Genomic DNA, 23261 nt, shown 5'->3' with positions numbered 1-23261 from the left:
TCCGGACATCATTCCGGCCATGCCTTATGCAGGACGAAGGAGACGACGGTGCCGCCGTACGGGCTGGGGCCGACGGACCAGTCGTCGGCGAGCACGTCGATCAACTGAAGACCACGGCCATGGGTGTCTTCGTCGGACGGAGAGCACATATGGACACGGGTCGGCGTGCCCGGGTTGTGGACGTTGACGCAGAGCGCGTCACCGATGCGCCACCAGTCGACGCGCACCCGCCATTCCTCCTCCGACTCCCCGTAGGCCACTGCGCTGGTGACGAGTTCGGAGAGCATCACCAGGCAGTCGTCGACGCAGCACACAGGATCGTGGCGTTCGATGAACCTCCGGAACCACCGGCGGGCCCGTGGCACGGACTCCGGCGTCGGGTAGAGCGTCATGGCCCCGAGCTGTCGATCATCCGCATCGGGCCTGGATTTGCCGCCGTAACTCCGCATCACGCCTCCACTTCTCCCCCGGGCCCGTACTGTCGCCGCCCGGCCACACTCCCATGAAGTGGCATTAGCCACTTACTGGATAGTGGCATTGGCCACTTCGGTTGGCAAGACACCTCAGGGGTGATGCGGTGCAGTCAACTCACGTCAGCGGATAGCCCTGTTCGAACGCCCACCGGTCCGGCGGGTAGGTGGCCTCCGCGAACTCCAGTGCACGGTCCTGGAGGTCATAGACCACGTGATAAACGCTCAGCACCGGAGAGGACGGCGGAAGCTCCAGGTCAGCGGCTTCGTCAAGGGTCGCCGCGCGGGCGCACATGCGGTCTTCCGCGTAACTGCCCTGGCGGCCCGTCATGTTCTCGACGTACAGCAGGGTGCCTTCCTGAATCCGCTCCGGCTCCCGGAGCCTCGGCGCCCGGTCCCCGACCTCAGGACCGAACCATGAGGTCGAGACGGTGAGGGGCCCGGCTTGATTCTTGGTTACCCGGCGCCGGTGAACCACCCTGCGATCTCCGGCCAGCCCCAGAGCGTCGGCGACATGGCCGGGCGCATCCATCCAGCCGGCCGAGGTAATGACGGCGTACTCGCCCGGCGTGTAGATCTTCCCTGTCTGCCGGGCCCGCCCGTACAGCTCCCGCGCCCGCCGATTGACATGGAGTCCGCGGACGTACGTCCCCGACCCCTGACGCTTCTCGACGAACCCCTGCTGCTTCAACGCCTCCAGCGAGCGGGCCGCCGTCGGCCTGGACACATTCCAGTCGGAGGCCAACTGCCTCTCCGAGGGAACTTCGTCACCCGGCCGAAGGTCCCCACGAAGGATCTGGTCACGGATGTAGTGAGCGATCTGCAAGTACTTGGGCTGGGCTTCTTCGATCTGCGGCACAGGACCCTCCCCCACAAGTGGCTAAGACCTCTGGCCACTATAGGCGGGTGGCCAGACCACGCAGGCCGTACCCTGCCCGGGTGACCCGGTTGATCGTGGCAGCGGGCGGCGGGGGCGACGCGGTCGCCGCAGCGATGCTCGACGCGGCCCTGTACGGCCCGGAGAATCCGGGGGTCATCCTCACCTATGCCTGGGACCGCCTTCTGGTCGACCCGGTCCCAGGCCCCAGAACACCGGCGGACTTCACCGCACTCGCCCATACGGTGCCGGGTGTCCCCGCCATTACCGCCTACACCGAATGCGTCCCACCGGCGGGCTCCACACTCCCCCGCCTGGCACGCGAACTCCCCCAGACCTTGGCCCTGATCGACCCGCGCCACGGCGTGCAAGGCATCACCGGGCAACTGACCGAACTGGTGAAGCAGCTCCGCCCCGAGTCCATCGACCTGCTCGACGTCGGCGGCGACATCCTCGCCCGCGGCGATGAACCCACCCTGCGCAGTCCCTTGGCAGACGCCCTGACTCTGGCCGCCTGCCACCGGCTCGACGCCCCCGTACGACTGCTCGTCGCCGGCCCCGGCCTCGACGGCGAACTACCCGCCAAGACCCTCCGCCCCCTGCTCGGCCACCTCGTCACCACCTTCACTCCCGAGCACGCCGCCGCAGTCGGCCCGATCCTGGAGTGGCACCCCTCTGAGGCCACCGGCATGCTCGCGGCCACCGCCCGGGGGATCCGCGGACTGTGCGAAGCCCGCGACACCGGCGCCGCCGTCCCCCTCACCGACGAAAGCCCCACCGTCCACGAAGTCGGCACGGACGACGCCTTCAAGCGGAACAGCCTCGCCCACGCCATCACCACGACGACCACCCTCGCGGCCGCGGAAGCAGTCAGCCGGGAGATCTGCGGCTTCTCCGAGATCGACTACGAACGCGACAAGGCCACCCGCATGGCCTCCGCACCACCGAAGTCCCTCGAACCCGAATCGACCCTCGCGCGCGTGGCCGCGTACGAGCACCAAGCCCGCGCCCGGGGAGCCACGCACACAACGTTCCGCCACCTCACCGAGGCGCTCAATCTCCCCGGTGCCCACCGCGACGCCCTCAAAGCCCTGCTGCTCACGCACCGCCCCGAGCAGTACACCGCACCTCTCTGGCACCTCCCGCCGACGACCTGAGCTGCACCCCGCTCATGCCACGGGCGGCTCCCGGCGAGCCCGCGCGCGGTCGAAGGACCAGGCAGCGATGCCGACCAGGACCGCCACCGCCGCCGCGTACGCCGGGAGCCAGCGGGTCGTCGTCGACGAGAGGCAGTCGGCCACGGCATCGTGGGCTTGGGCGCGTTGGGCCGCGGCGAGGGCCGTCGGGCTGTGGCCCGGGGTGGCCGACAGGGCCGCCGCCGCCTGTTCGGAGGCGTACACACCGAGCTTCGGGCAGGCCGCGCGGGTGCCCGGCATCGGGAAGAGCCACGACCAGCGTTGCAGCGCGGGGGCCAGAGTGATCGCCACGCAGAGGCCGACCACCATCGAGTACGCCGTCAGATTGCGGAGATATGCGGCGCCCGAGCCCGGGGTCCGGCTCGGGAGGCGGTAGAAGCAGGCGATCAGGGCCAGCAGTGTCGCCCCGATGTAGGTGGAGAACCACTGCCAGGACCCCTGGGCCAGTACGGCCGCCAGTACGCCGCCGAGCGCGATGCCGATGACACCGGCCTGGGTGCCGGGCGTATCGGGGGCCGAGGGTGGGCGGGAGTGGGCCATGGTCCGGCTCCTGAGGGTGGGGGGTCCCAGGATCCGGGGCGGTGCCGTCCGGTTACGGCACCGGGCGCCAACCGGCGGGCCGGATCAGTCCTTCGGGGGCTGCCCGTCCGTCAGGTGGGCGAACGCGTCCAGGTTGCGGGTCGATTCGCCGCGGGATACCCGCCACGCGTACTCCTTGCGGATCGCGCTCGCATAGCCCAGCTCCAGCAGCGTGTTGAAGGCGCCGTCCGACGCCTCCAGGACCGAGCCCAGCAGCCGGTCCACCTCCTCCGGGGTGATCACGGAGAGCGGGAGGCGGCCGGTCAGATAGATGTCGCCGAGCTGGTCGATCGCGTACGCCACCCCGTACAGCTTGAGGTTCCGCTCCAGCAGCCAGCGGTGGACCGCGGCGTCGTTCTCGTCGGGGTGGCGGATGACGAAGGCGTTCACGGAGAGGGAGTGCGCGCCGACGCGGAGGGCGACGTTCGTCGCGAGTTTGCGGGTGCCGGGGAGGGTGACGACGTACGAACCGGGCTCCGGGTTCTCCCATTCCAGGCCGGCCTCGCGCAGGGTTGCTTCGAGGACCTCGGCCGGGGGCCGGCGTACGGCGTCGTCAGGCATGGTGGGAGCGTACCCGGCGGCGGTAGTCGTGCAGAGCCCCGCCGTAGACGTCCGCGGTGGCGGCGGCCGCCGCGTCCCAGCCGAAGGACCGCGCGTGCAGGGCCGCCGCCGCACCCATCCGGGCCTCCAGGACGGGGTCGTCGATCAGCCGGCGGAGCGCGGCGGCGTAGTCGGCGGGGTCGTGGCCCCGGACCAGGAAACCCGTACTCCCGTCGCGTACCGCCACCGGCAGGCCGCCGACCGCCGCCGCGACGACCGGGGTGCCCGTCGCCTGGGCCTCGATGGCGACCAGGCCGAAGGATTCGCTGTACGAGGGCATGACCAGCGCGTTCGCGGCGTGGAACCAGTCGGCGAGCCGGTCCTGGCCGACGGGCGGGTGGAAGTGGACGACATCGGCGGTACCGAGGCGGGCGGCGAGTTTCTGGAGGCCCTCGGGGCGGGCGAGGCCGCTGCCGCTGGGGCCGCCGACGACGGGGACGTAGAGCCGGGAACGGAGCGAGGGGTCGCGTTCCAGCAGCCGGGCGACCGCGTGGAGGAGGACATCGGGCGCCTTGAGGGGCTGTATCCGGCCGGCGAAGAGGGGGACGAAGGCGTTCCGGGGGATGCCGAGCCGGTCGCGGGCCCGGTCGCGGGCAGTGTCGGCACTGTGTTTGCCGGGGTCGGGGCGAAACCGGTCGAGATTCACCCCGGGGTGGACGACCGCGACCTTCGCGGGATCGGCGTCGTAGAAGCGGACGAGTTCGGCCGACTCCCCTGCGGTGTTCGCGATCAGCCGGTCCGCGGCGTTCACGATCTGTGTCTCGCCGATGACCCGGGACGGCGGTTCGGGGGTGTCGCCCTCGGCCAGCGCCGCGTTCTTGACCTTGGCCATCGTGTGCATGGCGTGGACCAGCGGGACGCCCCAGCGTTCGGCGGCGAGCCACCCGACATGGCCGGACAGCCAGTAGTGGGAGTGGACGAGGTCGTAATGGCCGGGTCGGTGGCGGGCCCAGGCACGCATCACACCGTGGGTAAAGGCACAGAGCTGGCCGGGCAGATCCTCTTTGGCCAGCCCTTCGTACGGGCCGGCGTCCACATGCCGTACGAGGACTCCGGGCGCGAGTTCCACTGTGTCGGGCAGGCCGCCGGCGGTCGAGCGGGTGAAGATCTCAACCTCGATATTGATGGCGGCGAGGCGTCGGGCCAGCTCGACGATGTAGACGTTCATTCCGCCCGCGTCGCCCGTGCCGGGCTGGTGGAGCGGGGAGGTGTGGACGCTGAGCATGGCGATACGGCGCGGTTTGCGGGGGCCCCCGGGGAATCTGAGGCGGGGTGCCAGACCGGTGGAGATGCGGGAGACGTACTGGCTCACGCGTAGACCCTCCTCGTTCCGGGCATGGCAAACGGCGGACGGCTCTCGGCCTTCCGCCACCGCACAACAGCGGACTGGCCACTTCCATTTCCCGCTGCCCACCACTTTGCCAAATCGTGATGAGGGGGATGGCGGGAGGGGCGGGACGGAGGCCCGGGAGCGGGCCGGGACGGAGGTCGGGAAGCAGGCCGGGACGGAGGTCGGGAAGCAGGCCGGGAAGTAGTTGCCGGAGTGCCGGGCCCGTCCTCCCGGGTGCCGGGCAGGCCGGGCAGGCCGGGGCGATGCCACTCCGGGCTCCCGGGTGCCGGAGCCGGCCGTACGGGACGGGCCATACCCTCGACGTATGAGCACCCGTCCCGTCGGTACCGCCACCCGCGGGACGACCAACCCGAACCGCCTGCGCCGCATGGACCGCTGGATTGCGGCTACGCACGGGCGCGTGCTGCGGGCGAGCGGGCGACCGCTGGCCGTGGACCTCGGGTACGGCGCGGCTCCCTGGACCACCCTCGAACTCGCGCGGCGGCTGCGCGCCGAGGCCGATCCGCGCTGCGAGGTGGTCGGCGTCGAGATCGACCCGGAGCGGGTGGCGGCGGCGAAACCGTACGAGGAGGCCGGGCTGAGCTTCCGGCACGGCGGTTTCGAGGTGCCCGTCGACGGTCCGCCGACGCTGATCCGGGCGGCGAATGTGCTGCGGCAGTACGAGGAGGGGGAGGTCGCCGCCGTCTGGGCGCGGCTGTGCGGGCGGCTCGCGCCCGACGGACTGCTCGTCGAGGGGACGTGCGACGAGATCGGGCGGCGTCATGTGTGGGTGGCGCTGGGGCCCGAGGGGCCGCGCACGGTCACCTTCGCGGCCCGGCTCGGCTCCCTGGGCCGCCCCTCCGAGCTGGCGGAACGGCTGCCGAAGGCGCTGATCCACCGGAATGTGCCGGGGGAGCCGGTGCATGCGTTCCTGCGGGACTTCGACCGGGCGTGGGCGGCGGCCGCGCCGTACGCCTCGCTGGGGGCGCGTCAGCGGTGGATCGCGGCGGTGGGGGCGCTGGGGGCGGACTGGCCGCTGCGGGACGGCCGGCGGCGGTGGCGGCAGGGCGAGGTCACGGTGGCCTGGGAGGCGCTGGCGCCCGGTGGAAGCGGCTGAGGCCACAGGGCAGCTGTGCCCGTTTTCGGTCACTGGTTCGAGTGAACGTATGGATGGGCGGGAACCTGGGGGCCGGGGCGGACGTATTGAGGGTGATACGCCGAGCGCGTGATGGCCGAGGGGGGCGTGATAGGCCGAGGGGCTCTGTCGATTTGGGCGGGGCCATGGCACCATCGCCGCAGCTCAAGAAAGTTACTGACGCTTCATCAGGTCATCGGATGGCTGCCCCTGTTGCACGGGGTGCGGAAGCTGGAGGAGGGGGAATCGTGAAGCGACGACATGGGGCCGCCGCCGCGATCGTTCTGGTCTGCGCGGTGACGCTGTCGGCGGTTCCCGCCACTGCGGCCTTTGCGGCGCCTGCCGAGCCTGCGCCTCCGGTGGCTCCGCCCCTAGGGACCGGGGGGACGGCGGGGACAGCGGGGACGGCTGGTGCCGGTGGCACGGCTGCTGGTTCGGCGGGGGCTGCCGGCTCGCCTGTTGCGGGTGGGAAGACCCTGGAGCAGGTCCGGCTGGAGATAGAGGACCTCTATCACCAGGCCGTGTCCGCCACGGACGCGTACAACCTCGCGGAGGAGCAGGCCGATCGGCAGTCTTCGGAGATCGTGCAGCTGGCCAAGGAGGCCGCCCGTGCCCAGCAGCGCATCGACGATCTGAAGGACGCCGCGGGCACGGCCGCCCGCGCCCAGTACCGCACCGGCGGCCTGCCGTACGAGGCGCGGTTCATGCTGACCGACGACCCCCAGCTCTTCCTCGACAACGCGAGCAGGCTGGCCCAGGGCCAGAAGGCGACGAAGGACCTGCTGGGCGATCTGAAGCAGGCCCGGTCCGAACTGGACGCCTACGCGCAGGACGCCGGTGCCCACTGGAAGTCCCTGGAGGCCCAGCGCCAGCGCATGGCGGACGCGAAGAAGCGCGTCGCCACGAAGATCGCCCAGGCGGAGAAGCTGGAAGCCCGGCTGGAGAAGGAGGAGAGGGCCCGGCTGCTGCTGCTGGAGAAGCAGGCCGCGGAGCGGGCCCAGACCGCCTGGCTGCAGTCGGGCGCCCTGAAGGAGGTCAAGGGCACCGTCAGCGCCGAGGGCGGCAAGGCGGTGGAGTTCGCGCTGGCCCAGGTCGGATTGCCGTACGCATGGGGCGCGGAGGGCCCGAAGTCGTACGACTGCTCGGGGCTGACGTCGAAGGCGTGGGCCGCGGCCGGAGTGACGATACCGCGCACCTCGCAGGAGCAGTGGCGGCAGCTGCGGCGGATCGACATCAAGGAGATGCGGGCGGGCGACCTGATCATCTACCACGCCGATGCGAGCCACGTCGGGATGTACATAGGCGACGGCAAGATAGTCCACTCCCCGCGCCCCGGGCGCACGGTCACCGTCACGGGTGCAGGGGCCAACAAGATCCTCGGAGTGGTCCGGCCCGGAGCCTGAGCCCGCGCCCCAAAGGGGGCGCGGGTGCCGCAGGGCCGGCGGGTGCCGGGGCAGGGGGGGGCGGCAGGGACCCGGGAGGCCGGGGGCCGACCCGCCGGTTGCCGCGGCGCGAGCCGGCGCCTGGTGTCCGGCGCCTTGTGCCTGGTGTCCGGCGTCTGGTGTCCGGCCCGGACGCGCGGTGCGCTCCCGAGGCCGCAGGAGCCGGGGCCGGAAGCCGCGGCAAGCCCCGGCGGCGCGAGCCCGCACCCGGCGTTCCGGCCCGGCCGTGCGGTGTGCGTTCGGTCACGCGGGCCGGGGGCGGCGGCGGAAGCTGTCCGGGTGCGGATGGCCCCGGGCGTGGCGGGTGGAAACCGGGTGGAGGGCCGCGGGAGGGTGGCCGAGTCGGTCACGGCGGGAGTGGAATCGCATTCCGTTGGACCGCACCGGAGCGCTATGGTCCCCGTCGGCGGGTCGTCGATCGGCGGCCCTCCGCGCCCTCGGGGGAGGGAAAGGAACCGGACCCATGGCCGTACCCGTACCGCGACAGAGGGACTCCTCCGTCACGGGAGCCGAAGCAGCCGCCTCGGCGCCCGCACCCACCAGCACCGCCACTGCCACTGCCACTGCCACCGAATCCACGGTCGGCGGGGCCGCCGAAGCGCCCGCCGCCGAGCCCGCACAGCTCACGCTCCTGGTCATCGAGGACGACCCCACCGGGACGTTCGCCGTCCCCGAGCTGACCGAGTCCGGTGGTGGCACGGCGACCCGGGTGCGGATCAGGACCGCCCGCAATCTGACCGAAGCGGAACGGCTCCTCACCGACGATGTGCACTGCGTCCTGCTCGACCTCGCCCTCCCCGCCGGCAGCGCCGGGGCCGCGGACGGGCTGGGCCCGCTCCGGCACGTCCTGCGGCTCGCGCCCCGCCATGCCGTCCTCGCGCTGACCACATCGGGCGACACCGAGCGCGCGGCCGAGGCGGTGAAGCTGGGCGCCCAGGACCATCTCTTCCGGGACGAGCTGGACGGGCGGCTCCTGAGCCGGACCGTGCGCTACGCGGTGGAGCGCAAACGCGCCGACACCGCGCAGCGAAAGCTCGCCGAGTCCAAGCTGCGGGCCCAGGAGAACGCCCGGCTGGAACGCGGGCTGCTGCCCACTCCCCTGCTGGAGGGGTCGGAGCTGCGGTTCGCCTCGCGTTATCGGCCCGGCCGCTCCCGGGCACTGCTCGGCGGTGACTTCTACGACACGGTCCGCACCCCGGACGGCACGGTCCACGCCATGATCGGCGATGTCTGCGGTCACGGCCCGGACGAGGCGGCGCTCGGGGTGGAGCTGCGGATAGCCTGGCGCGCCCTGACCTTCGCCGGGCTCTGCGGTGACGAGCTGCTCTCCACGCTCCAGCGGGTCCTGGAGCACGAGCGCGAGAGCGACGAGATCTTCGCAACGCTCTGCACGATCGACATCGCCCCGGACGGACGCCGGGCGGGCCTCTGCCTGGCCGGGCATCCGTCGCCGCTCTTCCTCCGCGGCGGCCAGGCGGCGCAGCTCCTGCCGCACGAGGGCGGCGGTCCCGCGCTCGGCCTGCTGCCGCGGGCCCGCTGGCCGCGCCACCAGATCGACCTGGGCGGCGCCTGGTCGCTGCTGCTCTACACGGACGGGCTGATCGAAGGCCGGACGGGACCGGGCGAGAAGCAGCGGCTGGGGCAGGAAGGCCTCCAGTCCATGATCACCCGTCTGCTGGCCTCCGGGCGGGAGGGCGAATCTCTGCTGGAGTCGGCGGTCGCGCAGGCGCGGGAGCTGAACGGCGGCGAGCTGACGGACGATGTCGCGGTCCTGCTGCTGAGCCGCGGCTGACCGGCCCGCCGCGACGGCGGCAGGCGCCGAGGGACCCGCCGGAGACAGCCGGCGCGGGGCCACGGAGGCCGGGCGCCGAGGGTCGTCGCGGGCAGTGGGCGCGGAGGGGCGTCGCGGGCAGTGGCCGCGGAGCCGGGTACGTGTCCGGACCCGCGGCCGCCCTGATAGGCGTGGGTCCGGGCATCCCGCGGACCGGCCCGGCCCGACCCCGGGAAGGGCGGCCGCCGGTGCTTACCGGCCGCCGTTGTACGGACCGTACGGACCGTCGCTGCTGGAGCCGCCGCGGCGCTTGCCGCCACCCGTGACCTGCTTGATCGCGGGGCGGACGTCCACAAAGAAGACGATCGTGGCGACCAGCCCGATCAGGGACAGGAAGAGCATCGGGATCAGCAGGTTCACCAGCACCGTGATGCCGAGGATGATCAGCCAGAAGGGCTTGGTCTTCTTGTCGGCGGCGCGGAAGGCATCCTCGCGGGTGAAGGCAGCCATCAGCAGCGCCGCCACGGAAGAGACCGTGAAGACGAGGAAGAGGAACAGCGACAGCGAGAGGTCGAAGTTCTCACGCAGCATGGTGGCACCGCCTAGGGGGTCGATGATGGAACGCCCTCACCGGAAACGGTACCCGGCGTGGACGGAGAACGGACCGGACGCCTGAAAGGTGCCCGGTCCGCGCTCTTGCAGTCCTCCGCGCAACCGCGCGATCACTCAGCGGGCGGGTTCGTCTTCTTCGCAGCCGTCCGGCGGGCTGCGGGCGCCCGCCGCGGGGCGGGGGTCTTCTTCGCGGCAGCCTTCGGCTCCGCCTTGGGCTCCGTACCGGTCGCGGCCTTGTTCCCCGCGGCTCCGGTGGCAGGCCTGGCGGACCGGGTCCGGGACTTCGCAGCGGTCTTCGCCGCCCGCTTCGGCGCGGACGCGGGCGTGGACCGCGGGGCGGGCGCGGGCTCCGGCTCGACGGCGACCGCGATCTCGGTGATCTCCTCGGCGGCCTCGCCGCGCCAGGTCCGGACGGTCTGCTCACCGTGCTCGGCAACCCGCTCGTACGTCTCCCGGGCCCTCACCGCGTACTCGGCGGCGACGCCGACCCCGCGCAGCGCCAGGTCCTGGGCGGTCTCGCCCAGCTTCTTCAGATCGTCGCCGTCGAGGCCGCCCAGCCCGGCGACCACCTCGTTGACCTTCGCGGAGACGGTGGCCTGGGCCTCCTTGGCCTGGCCCGTCACCCGCTCCTGGACGGCCTTGGGGTCGGTGTTCCGCAGTTCGCTCAGGTCGTTGCGGAGCCCCTCGATGCGCTCCGGCGCCTCGGCGGCCAGCTGCTCCAGCAGCGCGGGCACCTTCAGCGCCTGCTGCACCGCGAGATCGGCCGTACCGGCGGCAAAGTAGAGGGGGGTGGGGTCGCTGAGGTTCTTGCGCAGTTCGCGCAGGTCATCGGTGATGGCCATATCGGTGGTCCTCCCGTGGGACGCGGTTCAGTCCGAGCCCTGGGGCGTACCGGCGGCGCTGTCACCGCGCCGCCCGCCCTTCCGGCTCTCGTCTGCATCGGCTTCGGCGGGCTTCTCCTGGGCGCTCCGCGGCTCCCCCGGGCCTTCCGGCCCGGCGGGGTCCTGCGGGTGCCGCACGACGTCCGCGCCCGTCGAGGCGTCCGTCGCGGCGGGGTCAGCGGCAGCGGAGCCGTCCGAGACCTCGTATCCGTTCTCCTTGCGGAAGGACTCGTAGATCTGGAGCAGAACGGCCTTCTGCCGCTCGTTTATGGAGGGGTCGGCGATGATGACCGCCCTGGTCTCCAGCTCCTCCCGGTCCCGCTCGTCGAGGATCCCGGCCCGCACATAGAGCGTCTCGGCGGAGATCCGCAGCGCCTTGGCGACCTGCTGGAGCACCTCCGCACTCGGCTTGCGCAGCCCGCGCTCGATCTGGCTGAGATACGGATTGGACACCCCGGCGGCATCCGCGAGCTGCCGCAGCGAAAGCTGCGCACTGCGCCGCTGTTCGCGCAGGTACTCACCGAGATTGCCGACGTTGAGTGATGCCATGCCCCGATCGTGCACCAGCCCTGCTAACTATTGCAAGCAGATGCTTGCAATAGTGCGCTACACAACTGAGACTTTGCAGGCCAACTGGCCGGTTTCACGCCACTTGGCCTGTGTGTTCAGGGTTTCTGGCCGAGGTTTCAAGCTTCGTGGCCGGCGCGGCGGGCCGCGTGGGAGGTTTCAGCCGGCCGGAGGCCGCTCGGACCGGCTGTCGGGGCAACGGGGGCTGAGGAACATCGGAACGAAAACCGGCGCTAAACCCTCCGCGCTCTCCGGAGCCCGTTGACCTGCGGTTCCGTGGTGGTTGAACCTTCGACAGTCGTGTTGATCAACTGTCTGGAGGTCCGGGGTGCCGGTCGAGTTTCCGACGGCTCGGCCGACTGCGGGCCGCCCGCCCGGCGGCCCTCCGCTTTGCCGGGCCCCGCCCGCACCCTGGGCGGCAGCGGCGCGAGGTCCTGGGGCACCCTTCCGTCCCGGCTGTGATTCACGTCACTGCCGGCGGCTCGGTGCAGCACTCGGCCCCGTTCCGCCGTCATGGGGGCAGTGATCGGGACGGGACGAGGAGAGGAGGTCGGCGGGTGAGGTTTCGCAGGAGCGGTCCGGGCATCGGATTCACGGAGTTCGTCGCACAGCGGTCGGGAGCGTTGTTCCGCACCGCGTATGCGCTGACCGGTGACGTGCACGTGGCCGAGGATCTGGTGCAGGAGGCGCTGGAGCGGGCGTGCCGACAGTGGCGGAAGGTCGCGGTGGCGGACTCGCCGGAGGCGTACGTGCGCAAAGTGCTGGTCAACCTGGCCAACGACCGCTGGCGGCGGCTGTCGCGCCGGGGCGAGCGCCCCGGGCTGTCGGGGGTGCCCGAGACGGCCGACCCCCGGGACCGGTTCGGGCAGGTGGATCTGCGCGCGGAACTGATCGAGGCACTGCTCGGGCTGCCGATGGGCATGCGCAGCGTGGTGGTCCTGTACTACCTGCACGATCTGGACGCCCGGCAGGTCGCCGACGTCCTGGACATCTCTTCGAGTGCGGTGAGGTCCCAGCTCGCCCGCGGCCTGGCCAAGCTGCGCGATTCCGTATCGGGCGCCCAGGCGCCGCACACGCCGTCGGCCGCTTTCGGAGGTACGAAGTGAGGAACACGCCGTCCGGACCGGCCCCGTTCGAGCCGGGCCTCGAAGCCGAGCTGCGTGCCGCGGTGGCCTCCTTCGCCGACGGGCCGACGGCGCCGGTCGTCGACGCGGCCGCGATCGAGCGAGCCGTCAGCCGCAGCCGCACCCGCCGGGCGCTCCTCGGCACCGCTGCGGCGTGCTGCGTGCTGGCGTGCGCCACGGTGGGGTTCTTCGCGCTGAAGCCCGTGCCGCCCGCGCCCGGCGCCTCCCCGTCCCTGTCCCCACCGGCGAACGGGGCGTGCACCCCGCTCGCCACCGGCACCCCCAAGAGCGGAAGTGCCGATGCGACTCCGACACAGGAGCAGGAGCAGACCCCGGGAGCGGGCATCGCGCTGCCGGACCTGGCCGGCATGCCGGTCGAACAGGCCGGAAGCCTGCTGCGCGGACTCGGACTGAGCTGCACGATCATGCGGCACACGGACTGGAACGCTCCCGCCGGGCAGGTGATCAGCAGTCAGCCCCGGGGCGGCGCAGAACCGGTGGCACCGGGCTCGTCCGTCCTCCTGCTGGTCTCGACGGGCAAACCCGGCGGAACCTGAGCGACCGGGCCCTTCGGCCCGCGCACCGGCCGAGTGACCCAGGGGCCGGTGCCGGGCAGTCCGTCGACCGCGGCGCACCGGCTGGACGCCCGCCCCTCCGGGCCGCTGCTGGGCTTTTCCTGGACGCGCGGGCCTGGACGACCGGGGAGGGCCTGGTGGTCGAGGAACTCCCGCAGCACCGCATCGACACGGCGACGCACGTCCCGCAGGTCCAGGGGGTCAGGGGGCAACCGCACGACGTTCACGCTCCTCCGGCCGGCCCGTGGCCCGTCACCGGGTGGCCGGTGTCGGCGTGAAGGGCGGTGCACCGCGGGGCCTGGCCGTGAACCAGTTCACCAGCCCCGCCACCAGGACGAACAGCCCTGCCGGGCAGTGGCGGCCGCCCCACGGCCCGACGGCCCGAAGAGCGTCAGACGACAGGAACCGGATCACCTGTCACCGGTCGGCGTCCTGCTGCGCCAGCCATGCCGTTATCACCCGGTTCGTTTCCTCCGGCTTCTCCTGCTGGATCCAGTGACCGCAGTCCAGATCGACCACTTCCACACGGGGCACGAACTCCGCGAGTTTCTCGGACTTCCGGACCGTATCCCGGGCGCCGTAGATCATGAGCGCGGGCTGCCGGATGATCGGGTCCGCGGCCGCCAGCACATGCCAATTGCGGTCGAGGTTCCGGTACCAGTTCACACTGCCCGTGAACCCCGTCGATTCGAAGGCGGACACAAAAACGGCCAGTTCGCTGTCGCTCATCACGGGATCACCGAGTGGCGTTTCCGCCCTGGCGAGGTCGATCAGCGCCATACCCGGCCGAGGCTCCGCGGGGGGCACGTTCTTCCGGTACAGATTGCGGAGGAACCGGAAGGTGTTCTCTTCGAAAACGGCGTCCGCGACGCCCGGCTGCCGATTGAAATGGACGAAGTAGAAATCGCCGCCGAGCACGGCTTCCATGACCTCGACCCAGGGCTTCGCTCCGCGCTCCTGGTAGGGCAGGCTCAGGTTGATCACCTTGTTCACCCGGTCCGGATGCAGCAGGGTCAGTCCCCAGACGACCATGGCACCCCAGTCGTGACCGACGAAGGCGGCGTCCTCGTATCCGTAATGGTCGAGCAGTGCGACGAGATCGCCCGACAGGTGTTCGATGTCGTAGTCCGTCACTTCGGCCGGACGGGACGAGTTTCCGTAACCCCGCTGGTTCGGGACGATGACGTGGTAGCCCGCTGCGGCAAGGGCCGGAATCTGGTGACGCCAGGAATAGGCGTGCTCCGGCCAGCCGTGACAGAGCACCACGGGCTTTCCTCCCTGGCGCGGCCCCGCCTCGAAGACTTCGAGTTCCACACCGTTGACCGGGATCAGGGCGGGCTCGGGGAAATCGGCTGGATTGAACATGACTTTTCCTCTCGTCTCTTCGGGGCAATCAGGCGACGAAGGCTCCCGAAGACGGTATCGGCGCAGCCCTGACGGGCCGAGGGGCGATACGAGTAAGTACGGGCAGTGGAACAGGGGACCCCGGGGGAATGTCGGTGAGGTCGTATCGCCATCCTGCCGACCCAAACCGGTCACCCCATGACCGCTTTCGGTGAGAGCTTTGTGGGCGTGAGAACCGACCGGCTGGTGGCCGTCCTCCTTCTGCTGCAACGGCGCGAGCAGGTGACAGCGGCAGAGGTCGCCCGTGAGCTGGAAGTCTCCGAGCGCACGGCCCGCCGCGACCTCGACGCCCTGGCCATGGCCGGGGTGCCCGTGTACTCCGTGCAGGGCCGGGGCGGCGGCTGGCGGCTCGTGGGCGGTGCCCGTACCGATCTGTCCGGTCTGACCGCGAGTGAGGCCCGCGCCCTGTTCCTGGTCGCGGGCCCGGCCTCGGCCGCGACACCGGCCGTGAAGGCAGCCCTGCGCAAGCTCGTCCAGGCCCTGCCGGAGCCCTTCCGGGTGCAGGCCGAGGCGGCGGCTTCGTCGTTGGTCAGGGACCCGCAGCGATGGGGGGCGAGCCGGGTCGAACACCCGCCGCCCCGCTTCCTCGACGAACTCCAGGACGCGGTGATCCGCGGCGTCCGGGTGCGGCTCGGCTACGTCGACCGCGAAGGCGCCGGGACCGAGAGGACCGTCCATCCGCTGGGCATCGTCGCCAAAGGTCCGTCGTGGTACCTCGTCTCCGACACCGAGGCAGGCCGGCGGACCTTCCGTATCGACCGGGTGTCGTCCGTCGAGCCGACCGGCGATCCCGTGGTCCGGCCGGAGGGCTTCGACCTCGCCGAGAGCTGGCGCGCGATCGCCGACGAGGTCGACCGCAGACGAACGCCCCTCGAAATCCGGGCGGTCTGCGTGCCCCACGGGCTGGACGTGCTCCGGATGGCGTTCGGTGACCGGCTGGAGGTGGGAGGCGCCACGGCCGACGGCCGCATCGAGGTCGTGATCCGCGGCAACAACGAGTACGTCGGCGCCGGAGAGCTGGCCGGGCTGGTCGAATGGCTGGAGGTGACCGGCCCTCCCGGTGTGCGGGACCGCTTGGCGTCGATCGGCAGGGCGCTCGCCGCGCGGTACGGCTGAGACCGTCCCGCCGTGCCGTGGCGCGGATCCCGGAGACGCCCTCGCGGATGGTTTCCCGGACCGAAGGGGACGGTCACGGCCGGGACGGTCACGGCCGAATCGGGCACTCCAGGATCCGGCCGTCGGCGGTCCCGATGAGCAGGTGCCCCCGGGGCGCCACGGCAAGGGACAGGGCCGTGGTCGGTGCCCCGTCGACCTTCAGCTCGGTGTGCCAGCGCACCGAGCCGTCGCCGGCGTCCAGTGCCGTCAGGGCGCCGGAGTTGTAGGCCACGTAGACCGTGTCCCCGTCGGTGTCGAGGGCGGTGGCCCGGTGATCGGTGCGGTGCTGCCACTCGACCGAGCCGTCCGGGGATCGCCGTACGACATAGGCGCTACCGGGTGGGAACCCCTGATGACGGTAGACGGCGCCGGCATGGACCAGGGACCGGCCCATTTCGACCGCGGGCCCCCCGAAGTGGTGCTCCTCCGGTACCCAGGAGTGCGGGAAGAGCCGTCGCAGCGTCCCGTCGGCTTCCAGGGCGGCGACCCACTTGTCCTGGTGCGGCTGGTCCGGGACGGTGCCGACCAGCACGTACGGGCGGCTCGCGCGACGGACCGGGAACGGGTGGTTGAACAGGTCGAAGTGCCCGACCGCCGGACCGTTCACCGGACCGGCCTCCGGACCCTTCACCGGACCGTCGAGGTCGAACATCAGCAGCCGTTGCGAGAGCTTGCGGCGGCCGTCCAACCGTCTGAGGACCGCCCTGCGGCCGACTGCGACGAGAACCGTGAACGTACCGGGGTTCAGGGTCTCCAGCACCTGGCCCGTGTCGACGGAGATCCGGGCCGTCCGGGGTGCGGACACCTCCCAGCCGCCTTCCGCCTTGAGGCGACCGCGGCGTTCGGCGTTGGTCCAGACCGATGCGCCGTCGGGGGCCGGGATCAGCTGCCGGCCGCCCTCCTCGTCCCCGACCGCCCACTGCAGGTCTCCCGACGGCAGCCACGACTCCGCCAGAACCCCGTCCAGAGCGGCCAGCACACGGCCGTCCTCCGTGCCTTCGACGGCCCACACCCGCCGTCGTACGGACCACTCCCGGCCGGCCGAGGCCGCGAGGTCCGCGAGGAACCGGCGGGCGGCCGCGCTGTGGTCCTGCCGGACGGCCGGTTCCGCGGGCACGGCCAGCTCCCTGGGGCCGATCGCCCCCGGCCCGACGGCGCTTCAGTCCGGGCGGGTCACAACGACCGTATGGCCCTCCTCGGACGCCCGCGGGTTGTCCCAGTCGTCCCACGGCGCCAGGACCAGACGGAGTGCCGTCTCGCTGCGCCATTCCACATCGAGCACCTCCCGCGGGTGCTCCAGGGCGGACACCGGTTCACCGGAGTCGAGGTGTATCAGCAGCAGTTCGCCTGTGAAGAAGTAGCCACCGTCGTAGGACCCCGTACCAACGTCCAACAGGGGAAGGGACGGGTGGAAGGCGAGAGACCGGACGGGGTGCCGGGACCGCACCAGGGTCCGGCATCGGAGCCCGGCCTGCTCATAGACACCGATCCGATGCCCCGTCCATCCGGAGTCCGCGGTCCCGTTGCCACTCCACTGGATATGCCCGAGGTCCCCGCCCACGGCGACCGTCCCCGAACGCTCGTCGGCGACGGCCAGAGCAGGTTCTCCGATCTCGGCGAACGGGCCGTCGCCGAGGACGCGTCGGACTGTGGGCGCAGGGGTCATACAGGGTTCCTCCCGGGTCGGCGCATGAACGACCGCCGTCCCGGGCCCAGCACGGCGGCAGCGGCAGCGGCAGCGGCAGCGGCAGCGGCAGCGGCAGCGGCAGCGGCAGCGGCAGCGGCAGCGGCAGCGGCAGCGGCAGCGGCTCATGATCCCACCGGGCGGCGGGACAGACCAGTGGATTCCAACCCGGCAAACCCCCTGAACGCTCCCGGTGGGTGAGCGCGGCGATCCGTCGGCATCGCAGACACGCAGACACGCAGACACGCAGACACGAGGACGGATCCCGCGGTTGACCTTCCCCCCTGGGGGAGCCCACAGCATCGGTGGTGCCGGGCGAACCGCCCGGCGCGAGGAGGGACGGGCATGGAGTTGCTGACCATCGGGGCGTTCGCGAAGGCGTCCCGGCTGTCACCGAAGGCGCTGCGGCTGTACGACGAACTCGGCCTGCTGACTCCCGCTCGCGTGGACCAGGTGACCGGCTACCGCCGCTACGCACCGGAACAACTGGAGCAGGCCCGGCTGGTTGCCTGGCTCCGGCGGCTGGGGATGCCCCTCGCCCTCATCCGGCAGGTCTGCGCGCTGGAGGCAGGCCCGGCGGCCGAGGAGATCCGCGCGTTCTGGGCCCGCGTCGAAGCCGAGACCGCCGCCCGGCGGGATCTGGCCGCCTTCCTCGTCGACCACCTCTCCCGGAAGGAACCCCTCATGTCCCCGATCAGCGAGCCCCTGGGCATCCGCTACGCAGCCCTTTCCGACCCCGGCCTGGTCCGGACGAGCAACCAGGACACCGTCTACGCGGGGTCCCGGCTGCTCGCCGTCGCCGACGGCTACGGCAGCGGAGGTGCCCCCGCGAGCGCCGCCGCCGTCGAAGCGCTCAAGCCTCTCGAAGACGGCAGCGTCCCGGCGGCCGGTCTCCTCAACGTCCTGGAAGACGCCGTCGACCGGGCCCGGCAGGCCGTACAGGGCATCACCGGAGCCGACCCCGCTCCCGAAGACGCCGGGACCACGCTCACCGCGATGCTGTGGACCGGATCGCAGCTGGCCCTCGTCCATATCGGGGACTCCCGCATCCACCTCCTGCGGGACGGGGAGCTGTTCCAGATCACCCACGACCACACCGTGGTGCAGTCGATGGTCGACGAGGGCCGTCTCAGCCCGGAGGAGGCCGCCTCCCACCCCCAGCGGTCCCTGCTGGTACGTGCCCTGGGCCGGGGGACGGACTCCACACCCGATATGCGGCTGTACGACGCCCGGCGGGGAGACCGCTACCTGCTCTGCTCCGACGGCCTGTCCACCGTCGTGCCGACCGAGGAGATCCGCCGGGTGCTCTCCGATATCGGCGAGCCCGAGCAGGCGGTACGGGAACTCGTCGCTCTCGCCAACGGCTCCGGCGGCCCCGACAACATCAGCTGCGTGGTCGCCGATGTCCTGGAGTCCCGGCAGTAGGCGGGAGCGGTGACCCGCTCGGCCCCGAGCCGGCCGGTTTCCGGGAGCGCCTGCATGCGGCGATCCTGACCGGCGCGACGGGGGCCGCGCCACCGTGCCTCACCGCGGTACGGTCGCCGGCCCCCGCCGACCGGGCCGGGTTGGGCTCACCGGGCGCGGGCGGCGGAGGGCGGAGGCGGAGGCGTGCTGATCGGGTACGGGCCCGGTGCCCTCGGCCGCTCACGGGCCCGCCCGATCACGCGTCGTACCGGCCACGCGCTGTCGGTACCGTGGAAGGCATGTCCCACGTGCCCCTGCCCGATCTCGTCCGGCTGCGCCGCGCCCGGGACACCATGGACCGCGACTACGCCCAGCCACTGGACGTCCCGGCGCTGGCACGGATCGCCGTGATGTCCGCCGGGCACTTCTCCCGTACGTTCCGCGCCGCCTACGGGGAGACCCCGTACAACTACCTCATGACCCGCCGGATCGAACGGGCCAAGGTGCTGCTGCGCCGGGGCGATCTGTCCGTGACCGAGGTCTGCATGGCGGTCGGCTGTACGTCGCTGGGGTCGTTCAGCTCCCGCTTCACCGAGCTGGTCGGGGAGGCCCCGAGCGCCTACCGGGCCCGGGACCACAGCGCCGGCGCCGCCGTCCCCGGCTGTGTCGCCATGGTCCACGGCAGACCGGTCAGGATTCGAGAAGCGGGACCCGGCTCCGGTCCGTAGCGTGAAGTGCATGGACATCGAGCTTGCACAGTGCTTCATCGCCGTCGACGACACCGACAAGGCGCTCACCTTCTACCGCGACGCGCTCGGACTGGAAGTCCGTAACGACGTCGGCTGGGAGGGGATGCGCTGGGTGACCCTCGGGGCGCCCTCGCAGAACGTGGAAGTCGTCCTCGAACCGCCGCTCGCCGACCCGAGTGCCTCCGAGGCCGACCGGAGGGCCGCCGCCGAGCTGCTCGCCAAGGGCATGCTGCGCGGGGTGAACTTCCGTACTGACGACGTCGACGCCACCTTCGAGAAGATCCGCTCCGCGGGCGGCGAGGTGCTCCAGGAGCCCATGGACCAGCCGTACGGCGTTCGGGACTGCGCCTTTCGCGACCCCGCGGGCAATATGATCCGTTTCAACTCCGCCGCCCGGAAGTAGCGGCCGGGACGGCACCCCGGACGGCTCCCGGCGCCTTGTGAAGGCCCCACCGGGGCTTCTCACAAGGCGCCGCTGCCCTTCAAACACGTATTTTCCGCCATCCGCGACGCACGCCGGGCGCACTCCGGGCGGCCCCGGATGCGCCTGGCGGAGTGATACGTCTGTTGTGCACCGCGCGTACGTAGCCGAGTGCGCCGTACGGCGCTCCAAGTGCCCATGTTTTCTACGCCATTCGCCGCGCCTGTCCACATGCCGTGGCGCAATTCTCACCCTGCGCAACCTCCATGCAACCCTTCGGCGGCTAGGGCGGCCCATCCCTGCTCCCCCGTCTGCCACCCGGCTCCCCCGACCGGTTCCACCAGCGGATTCATCCGCTCCGCCGGCCGGATCCGCCGGGCGCGCTCCGCACGCGACGGCTCCGATTCCGCGTGATCCCCGCCGCCGCACCTCGTACGCCGTCTGGCCGGATGGCAGAAAGCGGCCGTTGGATGCCTGTCGCACCGACAGTACTATCCAACATAGTTGATCTATACACATAACCCCCCGCACATCTTCGTGTACACCGTGGTCGCATTCCGCAAAGAGGTGATCAAGCGTGGGGCCTCAGTTGAGCGTTCCGCCGATCTACGCCCCGATTCCCCCGGCGATCCACCCCCGGCACGCCGTGATCGAGGCACGGACGGCGGCCTGGGCGGAGTCCTTCCGCATCGGCTCTCCGGAGCTGCGCGGCAGACTCGTCCGCCATGACATAGGCACCTTCTCCGCCCGCATCCTGCCCGAAGGGCGGCAGGAGGTGGTCGAACTGCTCGCCGACTTCGTGCTCTGGCTGTTCGGTGTGGACGACGGCTACTGCGAGGAGAGCGACCTCGGCCACCGCCCAGGCGATCTCGTCGGCGTGCTCCACCGGCTGCTGCGCGTCGCCCAGGACCCGGGCGGGCCGTTCCTCCGCTCGGACCCGCTCGCGGCGGGGCTGCGCGATCTGCGCGCCAGGATCGACCGCTTCGGCACGTACGCGCAGTGCACCCGCTGGGTGGACGCACTACGCGAGTACTTCTTCTCCGTCGTCTGGGAGGCCGATCACCGGCGCGCGGGCACCGTACCCGATCTGAACGACTACACCCTGATGCGTCTGTACGACGGCGCCGCGACGGTGGTGTTCCCGCTGCTGGAGATGGGCCGCGGCGACGAGCTGCGGCCCGAGGAGCGCGACCATCCGGCGACCCGCGCCCTCTGCGAGATGACCTCGTTCATCATCAGCTGGGACAACGACATCTTCTCGCACCACAAGGAGGCTTCGGGCGAGGGCTTCTACCTCAACGCGCTCCGCGTCCTCCAGCATCACGAGCAGCTGTCGCCAGCCGCCGCCCTGGCCACCGCGATCCGCCAGCGGGACCGGGTGATGTGCCTCTTCCTGCGGCTCGCGGAGGAGCATCGGCGCGGCGGGAGCCCCGAGCTGTGCCGCTATCTGGACAGCCTCCGGCACTTCGTCCGCGCCACCCAGGACTGGAGCGTCAGCTCCCTGCGGTATACGACGCCCGAGAACCCCGCTGCCTTCCCCACCTCGTTCCGGAGCACGCCCACGGACGACAGCACCGAGCCGCTGGACATTCCGGTGATCCGCTGGTGGTGGACGCTGGTACCGGAGGACCATGCGACCGGGGGACGGGGTCCGGAGCCCGGTGCGCCGGAGGAGGTACGCCGTCCCGAACGGGCGGCGGCCTGCTGACGGGAGCCGCCCCGGGGCGCGGGTGCGGTCCGGGGCGGGTCCGGTTCGGAGGCAGGTTCAGTCCGGAGGCAGGTTCAGTCCGGAGGCAGGTTCAGTCCGGAGGCAGGTTCAGTCCGGAGGCAGGTTCAGTCCGGGCCGAACCCGCCCCCGGACCAGACCGGCACCGGCACCGGCACCGGCACCGGCACCGAACCCTCGCACGGACGCTCAGAAAACGTCGGGGCACCAGGGCCGGCGGGCCGTGCGGAAGAGGCGTTCCGCCGTCGCCGCCGCGCCCGGACTCTCCTCGCGGACCGCACCCAGGGCGGCCAGCCGCAGCGGCGATGTGTCACCGAGATAGCAGGCGCCCAGCTCCCTGATGTCCAGCGACAGCCCGGCCGCGGCGTCCGTCGGGACACAGCGCGCGCCCCGCGGTCCGGCCTCCAGCAGGAACCGTCCACCGGCCAGACCGAGGCCGTCCGTGACATCGAGGACCAGCGCGCCCTCGCCCTCGTACCCCCGCGCCTCCAGCGCCCGGACGGTGTCGAGGATCCGCACCCACAGCATGTCCACATCCAGGTGGATCCGGGCGGCGCGCGGATCCGGGAACAGATCGGGCAGCAGGCTGTCGGGGGCACGTTCACCGCTGTCGACCCGGGACGTCCAGTCCAGCGCGCAGACGTACTCCCACAGGGCGCGCTCGGCCACCGGGGAGACGGTGAACAGGTGCCGGACCGTGACCGTGGCACCGGGCTGCTTGTTCTCGTCCCACTTGCGGTCGCTGACATAGGCGACCAGCCCTTCCAGCTCACCGGACGCCGTCCGGTAGGCGGCCCAGAAGGGCTCCTTCCACTCCCGGCTGGGAACGGTGATCCGGCCGGTCTCCAGATCCCACCAGCGGTCGTCGCGCGAGACCGCGCCCGGCTGCCCGGCGAAGAAGCGGGCGTGCAGCTCGGGGCCGATCCTGCGGATCTCGTCGAGCGGGACCAGATCCACCCGGCCGCCGTCGCGCGGCCCGGACCGGCGGCCGTCGAAACCCGCCCGGGTCAGATCGACGGACCAGGCGTGGGACCGGGTCGCGGGGCCGAAGCCGAACCGGCCGTAGATCGGGTATTCGGCGGATATCAGCGTCGACAGCGCATAGCCCCGCTCCTTCGCGGCCGCCAGGTCCGCGGTCATGAGCCGGCGGAGCAGGCCCCGGCGGCGGTGGGTGGCGGAGACGGTGACGTTGGTGACCGCGCTCGACGCCAGGGCACCGCCGCCCGGCAGCGAGAGCCGCTGGTCGAAGGTGCGGTACGTGGCCACGCAGCGGTCGCCGTCATAGGCACCCAGCGCACGGTCCGGGTCGATACCGCTGCGGCGGCCCGCCAGCTCCGCGTCGGACACGGACGGAGCCTGCAGGAAGCCGGCGCCCATCGCCCTCACCCACTCCGGGATCCCGGCCTCGGTGAGGGTCCGGATCTCGACGTCGGAACGGGCGGGAGCGGGCGGCGGCAGGGCGGATCCGGGACAGGACCCGAATTCGGCTCCGGCTCCGGCTCCGGCTCCGGCGGCAGCGGCGGGGGTGGCGGGGTGGGCGTGGTCGAGGGCCATGCCAC

23 protein-coding genes are annotated in these 23261 nt (G+C 71.8%); 11 read left to right on the top strand and 12 right to left on the bottom strand.

What is annotated here, in order from left to right; genetic code table 11:
- Positions 1-8 precede the first annotated feature (8 nt).
- Positions 9-392 carry an ATP-binding protein gene (locus ACIQ9E_RS11300; protein WP_403705451.1) on the bottom strand — a complete coding sequence of 128 codons (384 nt, stop codon included), beginning with the start codon at positions 390-392 and terminating at the stop codon, positions 9-11.
- 196 nt (positions 393-588) lie between these two features.
- A complete protein-coding gene (locus ACIQ9E_RS11295; protein ID WP_403705448.1) occupies positions 589-1329 on the bottom strand; it encodes a GntR family transcriptional regulator in 741 nt (246 codons plus the stop codon).
- An 80-nt stretch (positions 1330-1409) separates the two neighbouring features.
- Here ACIQ9E_RS11295 and ACIQ9E_RS11290 point away from each other — a divergent pair, with 80 nt between their 5' ends.
- The gene (locus ACIQ9E_RS11290) at positions 1410-2504 is read left to right on the top strand and encodes a DUF1152 domain-containing protein (RefSeq protein ID WP_403705445.1); all 1095 of its coding nucleotides are present in this window, start codon (positions 1410-1412) and stop codon (positions 2502-2504) included.
- Positions 2505-2516: 12 nt separating this feature from the next.
- Here the strand turns inward: ACIQ9E_RS11290 and ACIQ9E_RS11285 are convergent, their stop codons facing one another.
- The 3 genes from ACIQ9E_RS11285 to mshA form a co-directional block, all read right to left on the bottom strand.
- The gene (locus ACIQ9E_RS11285; protein WP_403705442.1) at positions 2517-3083 is read right to left on the bottom strand and encodes a hypothetical protein; all 567 of its coding nucleotides are present in this window, start codon (positions 3081-3083) and stop codon (positions 2517-2519) included.
- A gap of 84 nt (positions 3084-3167) precedes the next feature.
- Entirely contained in the window at positions 3168-3683 is a 516-nt protein-coding gene (locus tag ACIQ9E_RS11280) for a YbjN domain-containing protein (protein WP_403705440.1), read from the bottom strand.
- The gene (gene mshA, locus ACIQ9E_RS11275; protein ID WP_403705437.1) at positions 3676-5034 is read right to left on the bottom strand and encodes a D-inositol-3-phosphate glycosyltransferase; all 1359 of its coding nucleotides are present in this window, start codon (positions 5032-5034) and stop codon (positions 3676-3678) included. Before mshA ends, ACIQ9E_RS11280 begins: the two co-directional genes overlap by 8 nt.
- 343 nt (positions 5035-5377) lie before the next feature.
- On the opposite strand from mshA, the gene ACIQ9E_RS11270 reads away from it, so the two are divergent.
- From ACIQ9E_RS11270 to ACIQ9E_RS11260, 3 genes are all read left to right on the top strand, one after another.
- Positions 5378-6169: a class I SAM-dependent methyltransferase gene (locus ACIQ9E_RS11270; RefSeq protein ID WP_403705434.1), complete on the top strand. Its 792-nt coding sequence runs from the start codon at positions 5378-5380 to the stop codon at positions 6167-6169.
- Positions 6170-6435: 266 nt separating this feature from the next.
- Entirely contained in the window at positions 6436-7590 is a 1155-nt protein-coding gene (locus ACIQ9E_RS11265) for an NlpC/P60 family protein (protein ID WP_403705431.1), read from the top strand.
- Between the two features lie 502 nt (positions 7591-8092).
- Positions 8093-9421, top strand: a complete 1329-nt coding sequence (locus tag ACIQ9E_RS11260; RefSeq protein WP_403705429.1) for a PP2C family protein-serine/threonine phosphatase — start codon at positions 8093-8095, stop codon at positions 9419-9421.
- A gap of 231 nt (positions 9422-9652) precedes the next feature.
- Here the strand turns inward: ACIQ9E_RS11260 and ACIQ9E_RS11255 are convergent, their stop codons facing one another.
- From ACIQ9E_RS11255 to ACIQ9E_RS11245, 3 genes are all read right to left on the bottom strand, one after another.
- Entirely contained in the window at positions 9653-9991 is a 339-nt protein-coding gene (locus ACIQ9E_RS11255) for a DUF2516 family protein (protein WP_403705426.1), read from the bottom strand.
- 131 nt (positions 9992-10122) lie between these two features.
- Entirely contained in the window at positions 10123-10854 is a 732-nt protein-coding gene (locus tag ACIQ9E_RS11250; RefSeq protein ID WP_403705423.1) for a hypothetical protein, read from the bottom strand.
- Positions 10855-10881: 27 nt separating this feature from the next.
- Positions 10882-11442 (bottom strand): helix-turn-helix domain-containing protein, encoded by a 561-nt coding sequence (locus ACIQ9E_RS11245; protein WP_403705420.1) that lies wholly within the window; start codon positions 11440-11442, stop codon positions 10882-10884.
- Between the two features lie 602 nt (positions 11443-12044).
- On the opposite strand from ACIQ9E_RS11245, the gene ACIQ9E_RS11240 reads away from it, so the two are divergent.
- Positions 12045-12566 carry a SigE family RNA polymerase sigma factor gene (locus tag ACIQ9E_RS11240; protein ID WP_366262326.1) on the top strand — a complete coding sequence of 174 codons (522 nt, stop codon included), beginning with the start codon at positions 12045-12047 and terminating at the stop codon, positions 12564-12566.
- Positions 12563-13141: a PASTA domain-containing protein gene (locus ACIQ9E_RS11235; RefSeq protein ID WP_403705417.1), complete on the top strand. Its 579-nt coding sequence runs from the start codon at positions 12563-12565 to the stop codon at positions 13139-13141. The genes ACIQ9E_RS11240 and ACIQ9E_RS11235 overlap by 4 nt, the downstream gene beginning before the upstream one ends.
- Before the next feature lie 435 nt (positions 13142-13576).
- Here ACIQ9E_RS11235 and ACIQ9E_RS11230 read toward each other — a convergent pair whose 3' ends face one another.
- Positions 13577-14524, bottom strand: coding sequence for an alpha/beta fold hydrolase (locus ACIQ9E_RS11230; protein WP_403705414.1), 948 nt, complete (start codon positions 14522-14524; stop codon positions 13577-13579).
- Positions 14525-14701: 177 nt separating this feature from the next.
- Here ACIQ9E_RS11230 and ACIQ9E_RS11225 point away from each other — a divergent pair, with 177 nt between their 5' ends.
- Complete coding sequence (locus ACIQ9E_RS11225; RefSeq protein WP_403705411.1) at positions 14702-15679, top strand: helix-turn-helix transcriptional regulator; 978 nt, start codon at positions 14702-14704, stop codon at positions 15677-15679.
- An 88-nt stretch (positions 15680-15767) separates the two neighbouring features.
- Here the strand turns inward: ACIQ9E_RS11225 and ACIQ9E_RS11220 are convergent, their stop codons facing one another.
- Positions 15768-16835, bottom strand: coding sequence for a PQQ-binding-like beta-propeller repeat protein (locus ACIQ9E_RS11220; RefSeq protein ID WP_403705408.1), 1068 nt, complete (start codon positions 16833-16835; stop codon positions 15768-15770).
- 42 nt (positions 16836-16877) lie between these two features.
- Positions 16878-17384: a hypothetical protein gene (locus ACIQ9E_RS11215; RefSeq protein ID WP_403705405.1), complete on the bottom strand. Its 507-nt coding sequence runs from the start codon at positions 17382-17384 to the stop codon at positions 16878-16880.
- A 363-nt stretch (positions 17385-17747) separates the two neighbouring features.
- Here ACIQ9E_RS11215 and ACIQ9E_RS11210 point away from each other — a divergent pair, with 363 nt between their 5' ends.
- The 4 genes from ACIQ9E_RS11210 (at position 17748) to ACIQ9E_RS11195 (ending at position 21684) form a co-directional block, all read left to right on the top strand.
- Entirely contained in the window at positions 17748-18827 is a 1080-nt protein-coding gene (locus ACIQ9E_RS11210; protein ID WP_403705402.1) for a MerR family transcriptional regulator, read from the top strand.
- Between the two features lie 278 nt (positions 18828-19105).
- Positions 19106-19534 (top strand): helix-turn-helix transcriptional regulator, encoded by a 429-nt coding sequence (locus ACIQ9E_RS11205; protein ID WP_403705399.1) that lies wholly within the window; start codon positions 19106-19108, stop codon positions 19532-19534.
- 10 nt (positions 19535-19544) lie between these two features.
- Positions 19545-19958: a VOC family protein gene (locus tag ACIQ9E_RS11200; protein WP_403705396.1), complete on the top strand. Its 414-nt coding sequence runs from the start codon at positions 19545-19547 to the stop codon at positions 19956-19958.
- A 595-nt stretch (positions 19959-20553) separates the two neighbouring features.
- Positions 20554-21684: a selina-4(15),7(11)-diene synthase gene (locus tag ACIQ9E_RS11195; RefSeq protein ID WP_403705393.1), complete on the top strand. Its 1131-nt coding sequence runs from the start codon at positions 20554-20556 to the stop codon at positions 21682-21684.
- A 207-nt stretch (positions 21685-21891) separates the two neighbouring features.
- On the opposite strand, the gene ACIQ9E_RS11190 is transcribed toward ACIQ9E_RS11195, so the two are convergent.
- On the bottom strand, positions 21892-23256 hold the full coding sequence (locus ACIQ9E_RS11190; RefSeq protein WP_403705390.1) for a GNAT family N-acetyltransferase: 1365 nt from the start codon (positions 23254-23256) through the stop codon (positions 21892-21894).
- Between the last annotated feature and the right edge of the window lie 5 nt (positions 23257-23261).

This window comes from Streptomyces sp. NPDC094448, assembly GCF_044763775.1.
GTDB lineage: Bacteria > Actinomycetota > Actinomycetes > Streptomycetales > Streptomycetaceae > Streptomyces.
The sequence above is the reverse complement of the archived record's forward strand: the minus strand, read 5'-3'. Positions and strand labels throughout refer to the sequence as shown.

Coding starts and splice junctions, on each gene's coding strand:
- ACIQ9E_RS11300 (WP_403705451.1), bottom strand. CDS start 392: ATGACGCTCTACCCGACGCCGGAGTCCGTGCCACGGGCCCGCCGGTGG.
- ACIQ9E_RS11285 (WP_403705442.1), bottom strand. CDS start 3,083: ATGGCCCACTCCCGCCCACCCTCGGCCCCCGATACGCCCGGCACCCAG.
- ACIQ9E_RS11280 (WP_403705440.1), bottom strand. CDS start 3,683: ATGCCTGACGACGCCGTACGCCGGCCCCCGGCCGAGGTCCTCGAAGCA.
- ACIQ9E_RS11270 (WP_403705434.1), top strand. CDS start 5,378: ATGAGCACCCGTCCCGTCGGTACCGCCACCCGCGGGACGACCAACCCG.
- ACIQ9E_RS11260 (WP_403705429.1), top strand. CDS start 8,093: ATGGCCGTACCCGTACCGCGACAGAGGGACTCCTCCGTCACGGGAGCC.
- ACIQ9E_RS11255 (WP_403705426.1), bottom strand. CDS start 9,991: ATGCTGCGTGAGAACTTCGACCTCTCGCTGTCGCTGTTCCTCTTCCTC.
- ACIQ9E_RS11250 (WP_403705423.1), bottom strand. CDS start 10,854: ATGGCCATCACCGATGACCTGCGCGAACTGCGCAAGAACCTCAGCGAC.
- ACIQ9E_RS11245 (WP_403705420.1), bottom strand. CDS start 11,442: ATGGCATCACTCAACGTCGGCAATCTCGGTGAGTACCTGCGCGAACAG.
- ACIQ9E_RS11230 (WP_403705414.1), bottom strand. CDS start 14,524: ATGTTCAATCCAGCCGATTTCCCCGAGCCCGCCCTGATCCCGGTCAAC.
- ACIQ9E_RS11225 (WP_403705411.1), top strand. CDS start 14,702: ATGACCGCTTTCGGTGAGAGCTTTGTGGGCGTGAGAACCGACCGGCTG.
- ACIQ9E_RS11215 (WP_403705405.1), bottom strand. CDS start 17,384: ATGACCCCTGCGCCCACAGTCCGACGCGTCCTCGGCGACGGCCCGTTC.
- ACIQ9E_RS11210 (WP_403705402.1), top strand. CDS start 17,748: ATGGAGTTGCTGACCATCGGGGCGTTCGCGAAGGCGTCCCGGCTGTCA.
- ACIQ9E_RS11205 (WP_403705399.1), top strand. CDS start 19,106: ATGTCCCACGTGCCCCTGCCCGATCTCGTCCGGCTGCGCCGCGCCCGG.
- ACIQ9E_RS11200 (WP_403705396.1), top strand. CDS start 19,545: ATGGACATCGAGCTTGCACAGTGCTTCATCGCCGTCGACGACACCGAC.
- ACIQ9E_RS11190 (WP_403705390.1), bottom strand. CDS start 23,256: ATGGCCCTCGACCACGCCCACCCCGCCACCCCCGCCGCTGCCGCCGGA.